The 16571-nt window shown below is 39.1% G+C and carries 19 protein-coding genes; 13 read left to right on the top strand and 6 right to left on the bottom strand.

Features of this window, described 5'->3' with window-relative positions:
* Positions 1-4 precede the first annotated feature (4 nt).
* Together CH361_RS01900 and aat are read left to right on the top strand one after the other, a co-directional pair.
* Positions 5-736, top strand: coding sequence for a hypothetical protein (locus CH361_RS01900; RefSeq protein WP_100789127.1), 732 nt, complete (start codon positions 5-7; stop codon positions 734-736).
* Entirely contained in the window at positions 733-1398 is a 666-nt protein-coding gene (gene aat / locus CH361_RS01905) for a leucyl/phenylalanyl-tRNA--protein transferase (protein ID WP_100789128.1), read from the top strand. The genes CH361_RS01900 and aat overlap by 4 nt, the downstream gene beginning before the upstream one ends.
* Here the strand turns inward: aat and CH361_RS01910 are convergent.
* Together CH361_RS01910 and CH361_RS01915 are read right to left on the bottom strand one after the other, a co-directional pair.
* Complete coding sequence (locus tag CH361_RS01910) at positions 1376-1966, bottom strand: hypothetical protein (RefSeq protein WP_100789129.1); 591 nt, start codon at positions 1964-1966, stop codon at positions 1376-1378. The genes aat and CH361_RS01910 overlap by 23 nt on opposite strands.
* Before the next feature lies 1 nt (position 1967).
* Complete coding sequence (locus CH361_RS01915) at positions 1968-2303, bottom strand: Mpo1-like protein (protein WP_100789130.1); 336 nt, start codon at positions 2301-2303, stop codon at positions 1968-1970.
* A gap of 216 nt (positions 2304-2519) precedes the next feature.
* On the opposite strand from CH361_RS01915, the gene CH361_RS01920 reads away from it, so the two are divergent.
* Positions 2520-2807 (top strand): LIC10235 family protein, encoded by a 288-nt coding sequence (locus CH361_RS01920; protein ID WP_100789131.1) that lies wholly within the window; start codon positions 2520-2522, stop codon positions 2805-2807.
* 5 nt (positions 2808-2812) lie between these two features.
* Here the strand turns inward: CH361_RS01920 and CH361_RS01925 are convergent, their stop codons facing one another.
* The gene (locus CH361_RS01925; protein WP_100789132.1) at positions 2813-2989 is read right to left on the bottom strand and encodes a DUF1289 domain-containing protein; all 177 of its coding nucleotides are present in this window, start codon (positions 2987-2989) and stop codon (positions 2813-2815) included.
* Positions 2990-3075: 86 nt separating this feature from the next.
* On the opposite strand from CH361_RS01925, the gene flgN reads away from it, so the two are divergent.
* The 7 genes from flgN to CH361_RS01960 are packed head-to-tail and all read left to right on the top strand — an operon-like array spanning position 3076 to position 8674.
* Positions 3076-3588 (top strand): flagellar export chaperone FlgN, encoded by a 513-nt coding sequence (flgN, locus tag CH361_RS01930; RefSeq protein ID WP_100789133.1) that lies wholly within the window; start codon positions 3076-3078, stop codon positions 3586-3588.
* A 9-nt stretch (positions 3589-3597) separates the two neighbouring features.
* Positions 3598-5511: a flagellar hook-associated protein FlgK gene (gene flgK / locus CH361_RS01935; RefSeq protein WP_100789134.1), complete on the top strand. Its 1914-nt coding sequence runs from the start codon at positions 3598-3600 to the stop codon at positions 5509-5511.
* Between the two features lie 5 nt (positions 5512-5516).
* Positions 5517-6782 (top strand): flagellar hook-associated protein 3, encoded by a 1266-nt coding sequence (locus CH361_RS01940; RefSeq protein ID WP_244279524.1) that lies wholly within the window; start codon positions 5517-5519, stop codon positions 6780-6782.
* Between the two features lie 52 nt (positions 6783-6834).
* A complete protein-coding gene (fliW, locus tag CH361_RS01945) occupies positions 6835-7296 on the top strand; it encodes a flagellar assembly protein FliW (RefSeq protein ID WP_208861377.1) in 462 nt (153 codons plus the stop codon).
* 3 nt (positions 7297-7299) lie between these two features.
* Positions 7300-7539 carry a carbon storage regulator CsrA gene (gene csrA / locus CH361_RS01950; protein ID WP_012390131.1) on the top strand — a complete coding sequence of 80 codons (240 nt, stop codon included), beginning with the start codon at positions 7300-7302 and terminating at the stop codon, positions 7537-7539.
* Between the two features lie 59 nt (positions 7540-7598).
* Positions 7599-8273, top strand: a complete 675-nt coding sequence (locus tag CH361_RS01955) for a lysophospholipid acyltransferase family protein (RefSeq protein WP_100789137.1) — start codon at positions 7599-7601, stop codon at positions 8271-8273.
* On the top strand, positions 8270-8674 hold the full coding sequence (locus CH361_RS01960) for an OsmC family protein (RefSeq protein WP_100789138.1): 405 nt from the start codon (positions 8270-8272) through the stop codon (positions 8672-8674). The genes CH361_RS01955 and CH361_RS01960 overlap by 4 nt, the downstream gene beginning before the upstream one ends.
* A gap of 10 nt (positions 8675-8684) precedes the next feature.
* On the opposite strand, the gene CH361_RS01965 is transcribed toward CH361_RS01960, so the two are convergent.
* Genes CH361_RS01965 through CH361_RS01975 form a run of 3 tightly spaced genes read right to left on the bottom strand, consistent with a single transcriptional unit; the run spans position 8685 to position 12674 of the window.
* Positions 8685-9512, bottom strand: coding sequence for a metallophosphoesterase (locus tag CH361_RS01965; RefSeq protein WP_100789139.1), 828 nt, complete (start codon positions 9510-9512; stop codon positions 8685-8687).
* A 19-nt stretch (positions 9513-9531) separates the two neighbouring features.
* Complete coding sequence (locus tag CH361_RS01970) at positions 9532-11766, bottom strand: alpha-glucosidase (RefSeq protein ID WP_100789140.1); 2235 nt, start codon at positions 11764-11766, stop codon at positions 9532-9534.
* A gap of 59 nt (positions 11767-11825) precedes the next feature.
* Positions 11826-12674: a sulfurtransferase gene (locus CH361_RS01975; RefSeq protein ID WP_100789141.1), complete on the bottom strand. Its 849-nt coding sequence runs from the start codon at positions 12672-12674 to the stop codon at positions 11826-11828.
* 250 nt (positions 12675-12924) lie between these two features.
* On the opposite strand from CH361_RS01975, the gene CH361_RS01980 reads away from it, so the two are divergent.
* From CH361_RS01980 to CH361_RS01990, 3 genes are read left to right on the top strand one after another with little or no spacing between them, the layout of a single operon-like run.
* Entirely contained in the window at positions 12925-13716 is a 792-nt protein-coding gene (locus tag CH361_RS01980) for an LIC11113 family protein (RefSeq protein ID WP_100789142.1), read from the top strand.
* Positions 13709-15166: a S1C family serine protease gene (locus CH361_RS01985; RefSeq protein WP_100789143.1), complete on the top strand. Its 1458-nt coding sequence runs from the start codon at positions 13709-13711 to the stop codon at positions 15164-15166. Before CH361_RS01980 ends, CH361_RS01985 begins: the two co-directional genes overlap by 8 nt.
* Positions 15153-16517: a PDZ domain-containing protein gene (locus CH361_RS01990; RefSeq protein WP_100789144.1), complete on the top strand. Its 1365-nt coding sequence runs from the start codon at positions 15153-15155 to the stop codon at positions 16515-16517. Before CH361_RS01985 ends, CH361_RS01990 begins: the two co-directional genes overlap by 14 nt.
* The last annotated feature ends 54 nt before the right edge of the window (positions 16518-16571 follow it).

The following is a 16571-nucleotide window of genomic DNA, read 5'->3' on the forward strand; positions in this document are numbered from 1 at the left end:
CTGTATGATACGTAAAATCCTATTTTTTGCCATAGTTTTTCCATCTTTTTTACCACTTTTGGCTGAAAAACCAAGATACCAGTATTTTGGTAAGGCGTATGATCTAAACACAGGAAAGTATATATACTCGGACAATCATAAAGAATATTATAATAATGGAAAACACGTTCATTCAGATATCCAATACAAAGACTCTGAAGGAAAAGTTTTTGGCACCAAACATATCGAATTCGATAAAAATTCAGAGGTTCCCACTTTCAAAACAGAAGACTTTCGGGATGGTTATATGGAAGGAGCGGATGTTAAGGGTAAATCTGTTCGTTTATTTTCCAAACGTAAAAAAGAAGATCCATTGGCAGAAAGAACTTATACACCCAGGACCCCTGCCGTGATGGATGGGGGATTTGATTATTTTGTAAGAAACAATTGGGAACCACTTGCTCGGGGAGAACGAATGTCTTTTCATTTTCTTGCACCCATTCAGTTGGATGATTATAAGTTTGCTTGTGAAAAAATTCGAGACGGAGAATGGAAAGGAAGACCTGCTTTGTATTTACGATTGGAAGTGGATAATTTTCTTTTGAAACAAGTGGTGAAACCTTTTCTTTTGGTATATGATGTGCAAACGAGAAGGATTTTACAGTTTGAGGGCCTTTCCAATATCAATGATGAAAATGGAAAAAGTTTAAAAGTGAAAATTGTTTATGATTATCCAAAGGAAGTACTAACACCTTGACACAAAGGAGTTTTGAACAATTTTTTAAAAATCCAAGAACTTGGAAAGAAGATCTAGTTGCTGTGGGTGGAGATTTCTCCGTCGATCGTTTGTTATATGCCTACAAACACGGAATTTTTCCTTGGTCGGAAGATCCTGTTCGATGGTATTGTTTGGATCCTCGGGCCATTTTTGATTTAAAACGAGTTCATTTTTCAAAAACCGTACTTCGCAAAGTAAAACAAAATAAATTTCGTATTTCTTTCAATGAAGCATTTCCCATTGTTATGCAAGGTTGTTCGTACCGTGAAAAAGATAATACTTGGATCACTCCCGGATTTATCCAAGGTTATGCTGAATTACATAGATTAGGTTGGGCTCATTCTGTTGAGGTTTGGAATCTGGAGAATGTTTTGGTGGGTGGGGTGTATGGAGTTGCCATCGGCAAATTCTTTGCTGGGGAAAGTATGTTTTCTTTTGAGTCAGATGCAGGAAAAATAGGACTCTATCATTTATTCGATAAATTAAAACAGTCGGGCTTTACACTTTTTGACACCCAACAACTCAATCATGTAACTTGGCAGTTGGGTGCTTACGAAATTCCTAAACTATCTTATTTGGATCGTTTAGAACGTGCATTAGGCGATGGAAGGCCCTGGGTCATTCCAACTTCACTCGGCTGAATTCATCTAGTTCCACTTTCCATAATTTCTGAATCTCTGTTGTCACAGTTTCCCATTCTTTTTCACCGATTTTTGGGGCTTTGTATGGGTCGAAGTTAGGATGGCTTTCCCAAAACTGATCTAGTTCTGGTTTAGAAATGGTGGTTCTATAAATCTCTGCTTCCTGAATTTCCGTATCAGGATTGTTTTCTCCCTGAATGAAAAAAGGTTTTGTGAGACTGAGAGAAAGTCTATGGAAATGATGGAGGGCAAGGGAATAACCAACTCTAAGTAGAACCAAACTATGATATTCTGTTCCCGTTTTTCGGTAATCAGATGCATCATTGAAGGTGAGAGCTGAGTTACTACCATAGGTGATGTTTATTTCGCTCTTTTGGTCTTTGTCGACACCAGATTCAAAGCGTTTGAACTCTTGTCCTAGAATTTTTGGCAAAACTATGTTTGCATAACTAGCGAGACTTTCATGATTCCCATCCCGAAGGGAAGTGATGTCCTCTTTGGTGATTTCTTTCGGCTGGCAACCAAAGAGTAAAACAGTAGTTACAAGGAAGTTGAGAACAAGTTTCATCTTAACCTTTATTTGACTTAATTTTGGCAAATTCTACATCAATGCGACCGGTTAACATTTTAAAATACATGATCCAGTCGGAGATAAAAGAATAAAATGGATAGGTAAAGGTTGCGGGTCGGTTCTTTTCTACGAAAAAATGTCCAATCCAAGCAAAGAAATACCCACTAACAAGGGCAAAAGCTAAGATATAGAACTTACCAGTAGATAAAAATCCAAGGATACATCCCAAGGCAAGACTTGATCCAATAAAATGAAGAGCGCGGTTGAAGGGATGGCTATGTTCCTCTAAATAAAAAGGGAAAAAATCTTTGAGTGTTTTGTATTTCTTTTCCATACATGGCTCCTTGTGTTTGATCTTAATAGATATTTTAACTCCTGCCAACACAAAAATGATTCTAAATATTAGAGTTTATCCCTAGTTTTTTTGTCTATATTCGATAAATCGGATATGATTTCAAAATTGTGTTGCGCGTTAGTGGGTACTGACTAATGTGCATTAACATTTAGAATCTAACAGAGAGTTAAATTTAGCAAGAAAGCAGGAGAATGTATGAAACCTAAATCGATCAAACCGGATGAGCTGAGTAAGATTTTTACCGAACTAAAAAAAGGTGAAGAGTCTGCCATCGGAAGCTATTTGGTAAAAGGGGTTCGACTCCAAATCAGTAAATACAATCTTTCCGGTGCAGAACGAGTTCAGTTGTTATACAAACGAAGAAGAGCCCAAGGAATGTGTATCGTATGCGGAAAAAAAGTCACAAAGAAAAATCCATCTACAGACCAACTCTATAGATTGTGCGAAGAACACCGCAATAAGATCGATAAAGGTTCTAAATAACCAATTTATCCGAGAGAGTTTCCCGCCTTTCTTTGCGGGAGCTCACTCCAAACTTTTTCCCTCTCTTCCTCGGTCATTACCGACCATCTCCCAATCTCTTCAATCGTGCGAAAACAGCCCGCACAGAGTCCTGAATCTGGGTCCATCATACAGACTTTGGTACAAGGCGATTTTAGTGACATAGGCCTGAAAATAGTAAATTTTTATAAATTTTCCTAAGCTAGTTTGGGAATCCGTCGATCCTTCCCATAAGGGAAAAGGAATTCGCATGTTGGATTGGGTAGAATCACTTAGAAGTTTATTTACTAATGAAATAGACTGTTACAAGCGCCTTCTGGAATTGGAAGGCAAAAAAAGAGCTGCGATCCATTCTGCGGACGGAAAATCCCTAGAGTCTTTCGTGAAAGAAAGTTATCATATTATGGTGGAAGCCTCCGAATTGGAACGAATTCGTATGAAGGCGATTGAAGATGTCTACGAAAAAGAAAAATTCACGAAAGACGAATCTTCCATTACGCTCACTAGTTTTTTAAACCAAATGGACCGTGAGTCTAATTTTAAATTAAAAACTTTTGCTTTAGAATTAAAGAAGGTAGTGGCGGATTTAAAAGATGCCATCATCACAAACGACAAACTCTTAAAAACAAGAAAAGAGTTTTTGCAAGCAACTGTTGACTCTTTGCAAGAGTTATCCAAAGAAAAAGTTTATACCTCACACAAACAACCGACAAGGCGTGGGCAGGGCCAAAAAGGCGCGATCATTTTGAACGCGACTGCCTAGGAGAATCGTATGGGATCAACATTCCAAGGAATTGAAATCGGAAAACGAGGACTTTCGGTCCACCAACAAGCGATCCAAACCACAGGTCATAACATATCCAATGCGGATAACAAACATTATGCTCGCCAACGAGTAGTAATGAACAGTATGGATCCCCTTTATGAGCCTGCATTCAATCGGGCAGAAGTTCCCGGCCAAATTGGACAAGGGGTGAAAATTTCCGAAATCGAAAGAGTTCGAGATAATTTTATTGATGATCGAATCATTGATTCTTCTTCTCTTAAGGAATATTGGGGGAAAAAGAACGACTACTTATACCAAGTAGAAACTGTTTTTAACGAACCTACTGGAACCACACTTCGATCGATGATGGATCAGTTTTGGTCTTCTTGGGAAGATCTTTCGAACTATCCAGAAGAAACAGCCCATAGAGCCGTGGTCCAAGAAAAAGCAGAAGCTCTTGGATCGAGAATGGAAGATGTTTATCGTAAACTTTCCCTTCTTCGGGACCAGTCCAATCGTGAAATTGAATCGAAAGTAAACCATTTAAATACGGTTGCAGAGAATATCAAATCTCTAAATGAAAAGATTACAAAATCACAAGCATTAGGTGATAATCCAAACGACCTTCTCGACAGAAGAGACGAACTTTTGCAAGAACTTGCGGGAATGGCAGACATTACCATTGGGCGCAGCGATGAAGATGAACTGATGGTTTTTATTGGCCAACAAATTCTTGTCCAAGGACAAAAAGTTCATAAGATCGACCTTGTAGGAAATCCGAATAATGATGGACTTCTTGATCTCAAATGGTCACAGACGGGAGATACAGTTTTACTTCGTAAAGGAAGCATTCAGGCTCTCTATGAAATTCGAGATAAGATCCTCGTAGAGAAAATCAATGCTGTTGATGCCCTTGCGATCAATGCGATGGATGTCATCAACGAAATCCACAAAGATGGATTTGGTCTCAATGGAAAAACCAATCTTAATTTTTTTGAAAGTAGAGTCCTGGCCACAAATACCTTCGGTGAAATTGATACGGATGGAGATGGACTAAACGATAAAACGGCTGTCTTCCGTGTGACAGGTCGCACCTCCATTGATGCCGATCGTCCGATTGGAATTTCAGGAACGATGCGTTTTCTAAAAGCAAGTCCTGGTGGGGAAACAGAAATCCTGGTTCCTTATTCCAAAGATGATACTTTGAATGCAGTCATCAAACGAATCAATCGTTCAGAAACCGGTGTTGTGGCTTACATGTCGCATGACAATCAGTTGGCGCTGAAAGCAACGACAAACCCGTTAGATAAAAAAGAAAACTTTATGATTCGTCACTTAGAAGATTCTGGGGAACTTCTTGTGGGTCTTACGGGGATTCTAACGGCAACAGGAGTGGCGGGATCTTTTGATTATCGAAAAATAGGTGAGATCAATAAATTCCAAGCCAATGCCCAGGACATCACTCTCACTCCTATGTATCATCCTTCTTCTTTCTTTAAAATGTCAGAAGATGTCAGAAACAATCCGGCAAATATTGCAGCGGCTCGTGGAAAGGATGTGAATGGATCAGGGGATTACAATTCACCTAACGGTCAAAAAGACGGATCCAATGCGCTTCTGATTGCCGCGGCCCTCCGAGAAAAGCCGGTGATGTTTGATTATTCCAAAACAACGGATGATTTTTACAACTCACTGATTTCCAGACTCGGAACGGAAGCAAGAGAAGCAAAACAAGAGTATACAACTCAAAATGAACTCATGGTGGAACTTGAGAACATGCGTCAGTCTGTAATGGGTGTGAACTTGGATGAGGAGATGGCCAATATGGTTCAGTTCCAACAGTCCTATAACGCATCCGCACGAATGATCTCAACTCTCAACGAAATGTTAGATACCATCATCAATAGGTTAGGTGCATAATCATGATCAGAATCACTAACATGATGCAAAACAATTCCTTGGTGCGGAATTTAAACCGCCACCAAGTGGCTATGGACGAAACCCAAACACAACTAGGAACAGGATTAAAAATCCGTAAACCTTCTGATGATCCAGGTGCGGCCACAAACCAAATGTACTTTCGTTCTCGTCTGAATGAACTTTCTCAATACGAAGAAAACATTGGCGATGGATACCAAAGGTTACAACAGATTGATGGTGTCCTAGACAAAATGGGAGAAATTTTCCAAAGGGCTCGTGTTCTCACCGTTCAAGCCGGAAACGGAATTTACCAAGGGGACAAGGGTTTTGAATTGGAAGTGGCTATCGGTAAAGAGATAGACCAACATTTACGCGCGATTGTGGATCTTGCCAATGCTCGGGATGCGACCGGACAACCTTTGTTTGGTGGCCATGTGATTGAACGTCCTCCTTTCGAACCAATTGAATCAAAAATTAAGGGTCTCCAAGGCCTTGAACTCAAAAACCAATATGTAGGTGTTGAGTATCGGGGTGATATTGGAGAACAACTTCGTGAAATTGAAAAGGGAGAATACATCCCAATCACCATTCCTGGGAATAAAGTGTTTTGGGGAACAAACGTCAGTGTCACTTCTAAAGTAGATAACTCAGCTTACCAAGCCACTTCCGACCAAAAGTTTAAAATTGATGGAGTGGAGATCCATATCTCTGTCGGTGATACCATTGATGATGTGATTGATAAAATCAACAATGCACCTCTCGAAGTCAAAGCAAGTAAACTTGCCCAAGATAACATTTCGATTTCTTCTACAGCACCTCACCAAATTTGGTTGGAGGATGTGGATGGGGGAACAGTGCTCCGTGACATCGGACTCATCGAACCAAGTGCCAGTGAACCACCAAATAACTATTCGAAATCAGCAACAGTGACTGGACTTTCTGTATTTGATGTTCTCATCCAACTCAGAAATGACCTCATCCAAAAAGACCAAGAACGCATTGGTGGAAGGGATTTAGGTGATTTAGATTTGGCTTTGGAAAATATCCTTCGCCACAGATCAACCATTGGTGCTCGTATGAATCGTTTGGAACAACATGAAGATCGTGTTTCTTATGATAAAATGTATATGACCGAACTTCTTGCTAAAAATGAAGGAATCGATTTTCCAGAAACCATCATGAACATGAAGTGGTTGGAAACAATTCATAGTTATGCGCTGAACGTCGGTTCTAAAATTATTAAACCAACTCTTATGGATTTCCTTCGGTAAGGGAAACTAAATGACGGTCATATTAGAAAGAAAAGAAAGTATAGGAACTAGAATGTCGGTAACGATTCACACAAAACCTTTCGGAACCATCCAAGTGGACTCCAAACAAATCCTAAAATTCCCGCAAGGGTTACTTGGATTTGAAGAATTTGATGAGTATGCACTGATTGAAGAAAGTGCAGAAAGTCCTTTCAAATGGTTACAATCCACAAAAGAATCGGGACTGGCATTTATTGTCATCCAACCGGAACTGTTTATGAACGATTATAAACCAGCGGTTTCTGATGAAGAACTACACGATATCGGGCTTAACGGTTGGAAGGAAGGGTTAATCTTTCTGATTGTTACCATTCCTCATGACAATCCTAAGGGGATGACTGCAAACTTACAAGGTCCTATCATATTAAATGCGAAAGATGGTAAGGGAAAACAATGTATTTCGCGTGATGAAAATCATCCCATTCGTAAAAATATCATCGAATCTATGGAAGAGATGTCTTCCGAAAAGGTTTAATCCGTGTTAGTTTTAGCAAGGAGGAGTAACCAATCCATTATGATCGGTGACGATATTGAAATTGTCATTGTAGATATTAAAGGAGACCAAGTAAAGATTGGTGTCAAAGCTCCTAAAAATGTTTCTGTCCACCGGGCGGAAGTGTACAAAGAAATTCAGGAAGAAAACAAAAAAGCAGCCGGTACCAATATCAAACCAGAAGATTTGGGTAAACTCGGAGATTTGTTCAAAAAGAAAACTTAACTTGATCTTTCTTTTGACCGGCGTTTCCCTTGAGTTATCTCTTGGGAGTGCATTTATATTTGAAACGTAAATTTTTAGTTTGGTTGTTGCCACTCATTGCCGTTTGGTTCCAACGTTTGATTGGCCTTAGCTCTCGGTTTCGTTTTCTCACAAACGAACGATACGAAGAATTATTCAAAAACAAAAAACCATTTATCTATTCGATTTGGCATACGAACGTTTTGTACTCTCCGTATTTGCACCGGGGAAAAAATGTAGCTGTATTGATTTCGGAATCCAAAGACGGAGACTTTATCAACCAAGTGGTTCACCGTTTTGGAAACACAAGTATCCGTGGAAGTAGTTCCAAAGGTGGTTCGAAAGCCTTAAAGGCAATGATCCAACATTTAAAAAAAGGATTACCTGCTGCCTTCACACCCGATGGTCCAAGAGGCCCGGCTTTCATCGTCCAACCGGGGATCATCGCCGCTGCCCAAGTCACACAGGTTCCCATCATTCCTTTCCATTATGAATGCAGTAGGCAATGGATTTTGGAAAGAGCTTGGGACAAACATAGAGTTCCCAAACCTTTTACAACCTTTGTTGTTTCTTATGGAGAACCCATTTCTGTTCCTCGGGAACTAAACGAAGAAGAATTTGAAAGAATACGTTTGCAAGTAGAAGAAGCCATGATCAATAATCGTAATCGCGCCATTCTGGAAGCCGAACGAATTCATAAAGGAGAATCTAAATGACAGCAGTTTTTGAAGATAAGGTAGTGGTCTCCACTGCCAAAACAAAATACGAAACAAAAATTTCATCAGGAAAACACAGTTGGTTGGCTGATGAACCAGCTTCGAAAGAAGGAACGGATCTTGGGCCATCACCTCACGAGTTACTGGCTTCGTCTTTGGGTGCTTGTACATCCATTACTGTAAGGATGTATGCCGATAAAAAAGGATATCCATTGGATTCTGTTGAAGTTCATGTAACGATCGATAAACGGTCTCCAGACGATAACCAATTTACCCGAATTGTCAATCTTTCTGGAAACTTAACAGAGGAACAAAGAGAAAGGTTGCTGACTGTAGCAAATGCATGTCCGGTGCATAAACTTCTTTCGGGAAAAATTGAAATCGAAACCAAACTCGGTTGATTTAGAAACTTTAAACCCAAAGAGGAATGACGGTAGCAGACCCTCCGTCCCATTCGATTTTTGTATGGAAATGTTTTCCTTCTCGAATCCTTGGGACTTTGGCTCCGTTCACATAGAACGTTCCGCCCGTATATTCATGTGTTTCGCGTTCTCTCTTTTTACTAATCGAATGGTGCATATGACCTGAAAGAACCAAAGGAACTTTTTTTCCAATCGACTTAGCATAACTAATGGCTTCTGTGAGATCGAAGTCTCCCCAATCCCCACCTTCTTTTTTGAATTCTGCTCCATATATGGAATTTTTGGCTGCACCCAGACCAAAAGGTCCGTTATGCGAAAGAAAAAATAAATTTTTTTCTTTGGTTCCATCAATCAGACGTTTGTATTTTTCAATGGAAGCCTCCATACTTGAAACCAGATAATTTTTTTTCATGGTCGGGGCAAAACTAAGTCCTCCACCCATAGCATGAGGACGACCTACGATGAGACTTAAATCCATTTCTTGTGATAAAACTAAAGAACTATAACCCAGTAGTGAGATGGGTTTTACAAGTTCCGAAAGTTTACGCATCCTTCGATTTTGGCCAATTTGTCCCGAATGAATTAGGATTTTGGATTGGATCACTTCCCCAATGATGGAGGCAAAACTCATTCCATCCCAATTTCCTGGAATCATATACGCCCGTTTGGTGAGACCTTGGAACGAAAGTTTGCCTAGTTTCGGATTGCCACGAAGGTCTCCTGTAAAAAACAAACAGTCGTAATCCGATGCATTGAAATACTCGATATCAGTTTGGTTCCAATAACCGTGAATGTCACCTATCAATGCAAATTTCATTTCTCTACTTCCTTAAGAGTTAATCTTTGTTACGAATGCTACTGATGGAAGAACGAATGAGAGCTTCCGATTTTCCTCCAATGCGAATGAAAGCGGGCGGTTTTCCAATTGGTGCCGGAACTTGAACCTTTCTGTAACCATCATAAGTGGTTCCTGTCCAAAGATGTTGCCATCTTCCACGAGGAAGATACACGTTTTGAACAATTTCCCCACTTTCCACTATCGGAGCCACGAGAAGATCATCTCCTAAGAAAAACTGGTATTTGTATTTTAATAAGTTTTTGTCCTCGGGTTCAACGATGGCATTGTGTCGTACCACAGGAATTCCTGTTAGGGAAGCTTCTTCCACCAAACCTTGAATATATGGTTTTAGGGCAAAATGGATTCTTGCAATTTTTGCAAAGAGTGCCACTGTGTCTTCGTCACCAAGAGATTTGGTTCCATCTGGTTTGGTATATGTGTATGCTTGCCAGTTTTTGAGGGGCCTATTTCCTTCGTGAGTTCGAAAGACTGGTGTAAAAGCCGAAACCTCTGCCCAACGCAATAGAAGTTCTTTGGACCTATGGTAGTTGCGGAGTGGATTGCTGATAGTGGTGTATCCACCGATATCACTATGATTTAACGCATAACCGCTGATTCCTGAACTAGTAAGGCCAATGATTGAAGAAGGAAGTCCATCATTGATCCCATAACTTACCATCTGGTCACCTGCCCAAAAAAGAGTGGAGTAAGTATTGGAATAGCTGTATCCGGCTCTTGTGAAAAAAACAACTTTTCCTTCCATACCTGCTTCTTTGATCGCTTCTCGATTGATCCTTGCCCAATCGACCGGATAACGGTTGTGATAGATTTTGGCATCCACTCCAGAAGCAAGTTTAGCATCATACGGCAAACCCTCTCCAAAGTCAGCCATCCATCCAGAGAGTCCGACTCCGATCATATTTTTTTTGATCAGATCTTTGATCCAACGGACTGCGGTAGGATTTGTCAGGTCAATGAGGTAAGCCGGAAAACCTACGTTTTGGATGAGATAGTCTTCCCCGTTTTGATTTTTGACGAGATACCCTTTTGTTTTTGCTTCTGTTAAGAGTGGATTTGTAAAATCATCATCAACTTTTTTGGGATCGGTAGCTCCTAAAAAGGGGTTCACATAACCTAATACCTGTACGTTTTGATCATTCATCGACTTTACAAATTTTTTAAAGTCAGGGTAGAGGGTTTCGTCTGCATACCAACGCCATTTGAGTTGGTCTCCAAAATTAGTCACACGACGACCACACCAGTCTTGGATCCAAAGGCCAGTAACCGGATTCCCTGCATCTTTTGCTTGTTTGATGATAGTGGAAACTTTTTCTGTTCCGCCTTGGACACCAAGTAAGGTTCCGTAAGCCCAATCTGGAAGTTTTGGAAATCTACCGGTTTTTTTAGTGTAAGCTTCGATGAGTGATTTGGCAGAAGTTCCAAGCCAAATGGTTCCCGTGAGAGATTTTTCTGATTGGAAATCCCAAAACTCAACCTTTGTTTTTTTTGAATCGCTAAAATCAAAATTCGCATAACCACTGTTTTCAAAAAAAACGGAACGATTGTCGGATGTGATGTAGTGGGGGATGGGTGCGTAAGTTGTGTAAACATTTCCACCCGCATCTGCAACTAAGTTGGCTCCTGCAGTGATGGGTTGGTCTCCCCGGCCAATTCCTTGTTCTTCAGCGAAAACAAATGGAGTTTTTCCTTTGAGTTCATCATAGGTGAACTGTTCTCCGAGACCGAAGATTTTTTCTTCTGGATGAGAACCGTATTGGAACTGGATTCTGTTGAGTTCTGGATTTGAGAGGGTAATTTTAAATTCGATCTCTGTTTCCGATTTGGTTTGGATTAGGAGTTGGTAGTCTGAGGAACAATCTTTTCCACTTAACTTTCCTTTGATGGTGATCCTACCGTTTTCTTTTTTGATCTCGTCTATGGATTGTTCCGTGCAGGAATTTTTCAGAGTTTCTTTGAACTTAAAAGAAGCCATTCGGTATTTGGAGATGGTTTCTTTTGTAAAGGCTTGGAGAAAGGGTTCGTTTAAAGAAAGTTTGATAAAGTCCTTTCCAAGAGACTCATTTCTTAAGGTAAATTCATTTGCCGATTGAATCCATTGGATTTGTTTACTTACGAGAAATGATTCTTCTGTTGCAGGTAGGTTGGAAACAACGCGAGAAGCGCATTCCAAAAAGAATAAAGAGAGAGATAAAAAAAATAAACGAAATACCATCGACCCCTCCAGGAGCAGGAGTAAGTAGATCGATGGGTCTAGGTTTCGTAAATCCTTTTTTAAACTTTCTTGCGATCCACGCCACCAACTCTCGGAGCAGCGGCAGCACCTTGTTTGACACCAAAAACAGAAACTGCTTGTTTGGGTAGGTTCGACTTTCTCCATTCAAACCAAGAACCTTGGTAAGTTGTGATGTCGATATATCCTGCTTCGCGAAGCATTAGTGCGAGCAAACAAGAACGAGCCCCATTGTAATCATAGATGACAGTGGGTCTTTCTGGCATAAAAGGAAATCCGTTCAGACGTTTTTTGAAAAGAGAACGTTCGATGAGGTTTGCTTCCCCATCATATAAATTTCTCCAATCCCAGAGGAAAGCTCCTGGCAAACGTCCACAAAGGGTTCCCTCTTCGGGAGCAGTGAGGCGTGGCAATCGGCCTTCGTATTCTTCCATGGTTCTTGCATCGAAGATTTGGAGTTTTGTAAGATTTCGTTCCATAAAGGCTTTGTCCACGACACCTTCAATGGGTTTCACTTTATCAGCGATCGGTGGTTCCATTTTGAACTCACCTTTGGATTTTTTCCCATCGACTGGCCATTTTTGACCTAGAACATAGGCATCTTTGATTCCCATTCCTCGAAGTAAGTAAACCATACGAGTGGAAAACATTCCCATCCCCTCATCGAAAACGATGATTCGAGTCTTTTTTGATTTTTGAAAATCTTGAACAACGGCCGTCATCGGTCCGTATAATTTCTTTTGGGATTCTGGATCAGATCCGAATGCTTTTTTGATAAATGGATAATAATATGCACCTTCTAATGTTTCTTCTTCATATGCTGATTGGGAACGACAATCGATGAGGAAGTCACCAGGTTCTATTTCGGTTTTAAGAAAGTTCCAGTTCAAAAAAGTATTCTCCTATTTCTTACATTACTTTTCCACCCCTCGAATTTTTGAAAGTCTGAAAACCAAAAAAAAAGTTCATCTCTGGTTCGAGACATAATGAGAAAAGAAATCAATGGGATGCCAGTTGATTCTACTGGGTAGTTAAGCCGATAATCACTATAATCGGTATTCCATGATTAGGCAGTTATTTATATACTTCGGATTGATTTTATTTCTTTTAGGGACTGAATTTGTTTTTGCAGAGCACACAATGACAAAATCTTCCTTACAATTGCTAAAAGAAGAGGTCAGTGCATGGAAAGAAAGAAAACCATCTTCTGTAGTCAAAAAACAGATTCGAACTCACCAAAGTTTTCCTATTGATGATGGGAATTGTCGATTGGAACCTGCCTCTCGAATTTCTTCTGTTACCTATTTTCGATTCAGTTGTCAAAATGAACCGGAACCTATGCTGATTCGGTTCCAATCCAATCAAAAAAGAAAATTAGTGCCTGGAACTTTCCAGTTAAGGGCTGTTCATCGCATCGGGAAAAAGCAATATTTAGAAATTGAAACTGGTCTTAGTGTAGGAGAAACCAAGGCAGAGCCAAGGTTGAATACAGATGATACGGAATTGGATTATCCTTCTAAAAAACAAACCCCTGTCACTTTAGAGGAAAAAAGGCCAGTCAATTCTTATAAACCCATTCAAAATCCAAATTTATTCTATTTTAGATCCATCGCTGAAAATCCAAAAAGAAGAAAAGAAGTCCCTTCCAATATAGAAGTGTTTTTTGATTCATCGTGTCCCTTAGAATACATTCAAAAAGATGAAAGTTTTTATTGGGACCAAACAGTGTCTTATGTTTTTCGAATCACCTGCATTCGTGATTCTGCATTTAGTTTGATCCGAGTCCCTTCCACTTCTTCCGGTGATTTGGTATCATCCAATACAATCTGGAAAGATCCAAAACCTGGTGATCGAGTTTTAGGAAATGCGGTTTTAAAAAAAATCACCGAAACACAAACCTTTTGGGAGAAAATCGTTTTATATTATGAATAAATTATTAAACTTTAGTTTTTTCTTTTTTCTAATGAGTTTTTCTCTACTGGCACAAGGTGAACCTGGACCAGCTGTAGATTCAATTTTCCGTTCTGTTGTTCTCATTCGGAATGAAGGGTTTAATACAGAAAACAAAACACAACCATGGATGAAAAAGAATTTATATACGGGATTTGGATCTGGTTTCGTTTTACCAGGCCAAACCATTTTAACCAATGCTCATGTCGTACGTGATGCTAAAAGAATTCTGGTTAAAAGTAGTTTTACAAAAAAAGAATATTTAGCAGATGTTAAGTTCATCGGATATGATTGTGATTTGGCTCTTTTACAGGTGAACGATCCAGATTTTTCGGAACAAACAAACAGCCTTTCCTTTTTGGAAGGAGTCCCAAATTTAGGATCGGATGTTTTACTTCTCGGTTTTCCAAATGGAAATGATAGTTTGTCTGTTGAAAAAGGATCTGTCCTTCGGTTTGAAAAAAATCGTTACACCTATTCCGGGTTAGATTATCGTAATGTATTAAAAATCAATGCCAATATCCAACCGGGAAATTCTGGTGGTCCTGCAGTCCAAAACGGTATGGTTGTGGGTCTAGTGTTCCAAATAAGTACTTTGGAACAGGGGATTGCCTATTTGATTTCGAATGATATCATTCGTCACTTTTTGGAAGATATCTCTGACGGAAAGTATGATGGGTTTCCAAATTTAGGTTTTACCTTCCAAAATGGGAATCCAAAAAGTTTAAAACAAGCGATGAAGGTTCCTTCCAATCAATCTGGAATCTTTGTGAATCGGATTTATCCTTCTTCTACATTTTCCAAAGTTTTAAAAGAAAAAGATTTTGTGACTGCCGTGGATGGTTTACCGCTTTCCAATGATGGAGAACTCACTCAAGCCAACAAAAAAGAATTTATTATCGATTGGATCGAAAACAAACAACTGAATACGAAAGTGACTGTGAGTTATTACCGAGCCGGAAAAAGTTATGATGCAGAAGTAAATCTTCAAAAAAACTATGCTTTGGATTTATATCGAGATTCAACTGAGGATTATTTTTTGCAGGCTGGGTTTGTTTTCCAACCGATCACAAGGTCTTTTTTCCATTCGGAAGATGGGGACTTGGATAGTTCTTTAAAATATCATTATAGTTATTTCATTCAAGATTTGTTGTATCGATATACAGTTCGGGATATAGTGCTTAGTTATACTTTTAATGATCCTGAAACTTCCAAATATAAAAAATATAAGTACAAAGTTGTAGAATCAATTAATGGACGAATTCCGAAGGATTTGAATGAATTTAAAACTATTTGGAAGGATGGAAAAAAAGGATTTATCGTTCTTAAATTCCGAGGAATGGACTTACCGATTGTGCTGAGACCAGAGTCTGTTTACCAAATGAACCAACGTGTGAAAAAAAGATACGGTGCCAATTATGAAGAGTTTTAAGTTAATTTTTGTATTTTTAACAATTTTTACCACCTTACTTCCCATTGGTGCAGAGGAATTCGAAGACAAACGTGTCGTCGAATCTCGGATCACATTTCAAAAAACAAGCCATCAGAATCCTTGGCTTGTGGGAGAACCCTTTTCCAGAAAATTGAATTTAATTTATTTAGGAAAAGGTCTTTTTTTTGGAGTCACACTTCCTAAACAAAATCCAGTTTTTGCTGAATTCGAATCTTTTGATTATTCTATCCCAAAACTTGGAATCAAATCCTATGATGAAGAAACAGGATTTTTACTTTTGGAAACAAAAGACATTCCTAAACTTCCAAAACCTGTTGCTTTAGATTTTAAAACTACAAACAAACTTTGTCCTAGTGGCAAGTCTCGTTATGTATTCCTTCCTTTTTCGAAAACCCCAATCAAAGTTTTGTTACTTGAAAACAAAACATCAGAAGAACCTAATTTTTTCTTCAAAAATCAAACCTTGTGTGGGATTACAATTTCGGAATATTTGATACCAACAGAATATGTAGAAACTTTCTATCGAACCGAAGGGAAACCTTTCCCACATCCAGGATTTGTTTTTGATGTAAACTTAACACCTTCGGAACGCGAATACTATTCTAAGACAATCGCCAACCCTCTTTTAATCACAGAAGTAATTCCAGGTGTTGGCCCCGCTTACAATTTGTTTCCAGGAGATTTGGTTACAGAAATTGGTTCTGTTTCTCTTTCGAAGATTGATGATTGGGATAGGGCAGATAAAGTTTATGATTTGATTTTAAGAAAACCAAGTGGCGTTTTGCGTTCATTAGGTGAAACGATTCAATTAAAACTCCATCGAAACTTTCAAAATCAAAATGTGAGTTATGATTTGCGGGCTTATGATTCGAATGATTTTTTAATTCCTGAAGAAGCAAAAAAAAGAAAACCTTTGTATTTGATTGCTGGTGGATTTTTCTTTACGGAACTTACCAATGCGTATTTAAAAGAATTTGGTTCTGAATACCGAGTGAAATCGGAAAAAAAACTAGTCTACCTTTCTGATTATTATCAAAAAAAGGTCCACCCTGTTCGTGAAAAAATAGTAATCCTGAGCCGTGTTTTTCCCCTAGAAGGGAACCTGGGGTACCAGGATTTCCAAGATTTAGTTTTGGAGAAGGTAAACGGAATCAGAATTACATCGCTTAGTCAATTAAAAACCCTACTTCAGGCGGATGACACCACCTATTATGCGTTTGAGCTTTCTGGTGGAAAAATAGCGTTTTTTACCCGTAAGGAAATTTTGGACTTACAACAAGAGTTGCAGCTGACTTATAAATTAGGTCGAGCCTACAACTTAGAAGATTAAATTCCAAAAATAGATTTACATTTGTTATAGATTGAAGTTCTCTTTACTCAAAGA

Origin of the sequence: Leptospira brenneri, assembly GCF_002812125.1 — a bacterium.
GTDB lineage: Bacteria > Spirochaetota > Leptospiria > Leptospirales > Leptospiraceae > Leptospira_A > Leptospira_A brenneri.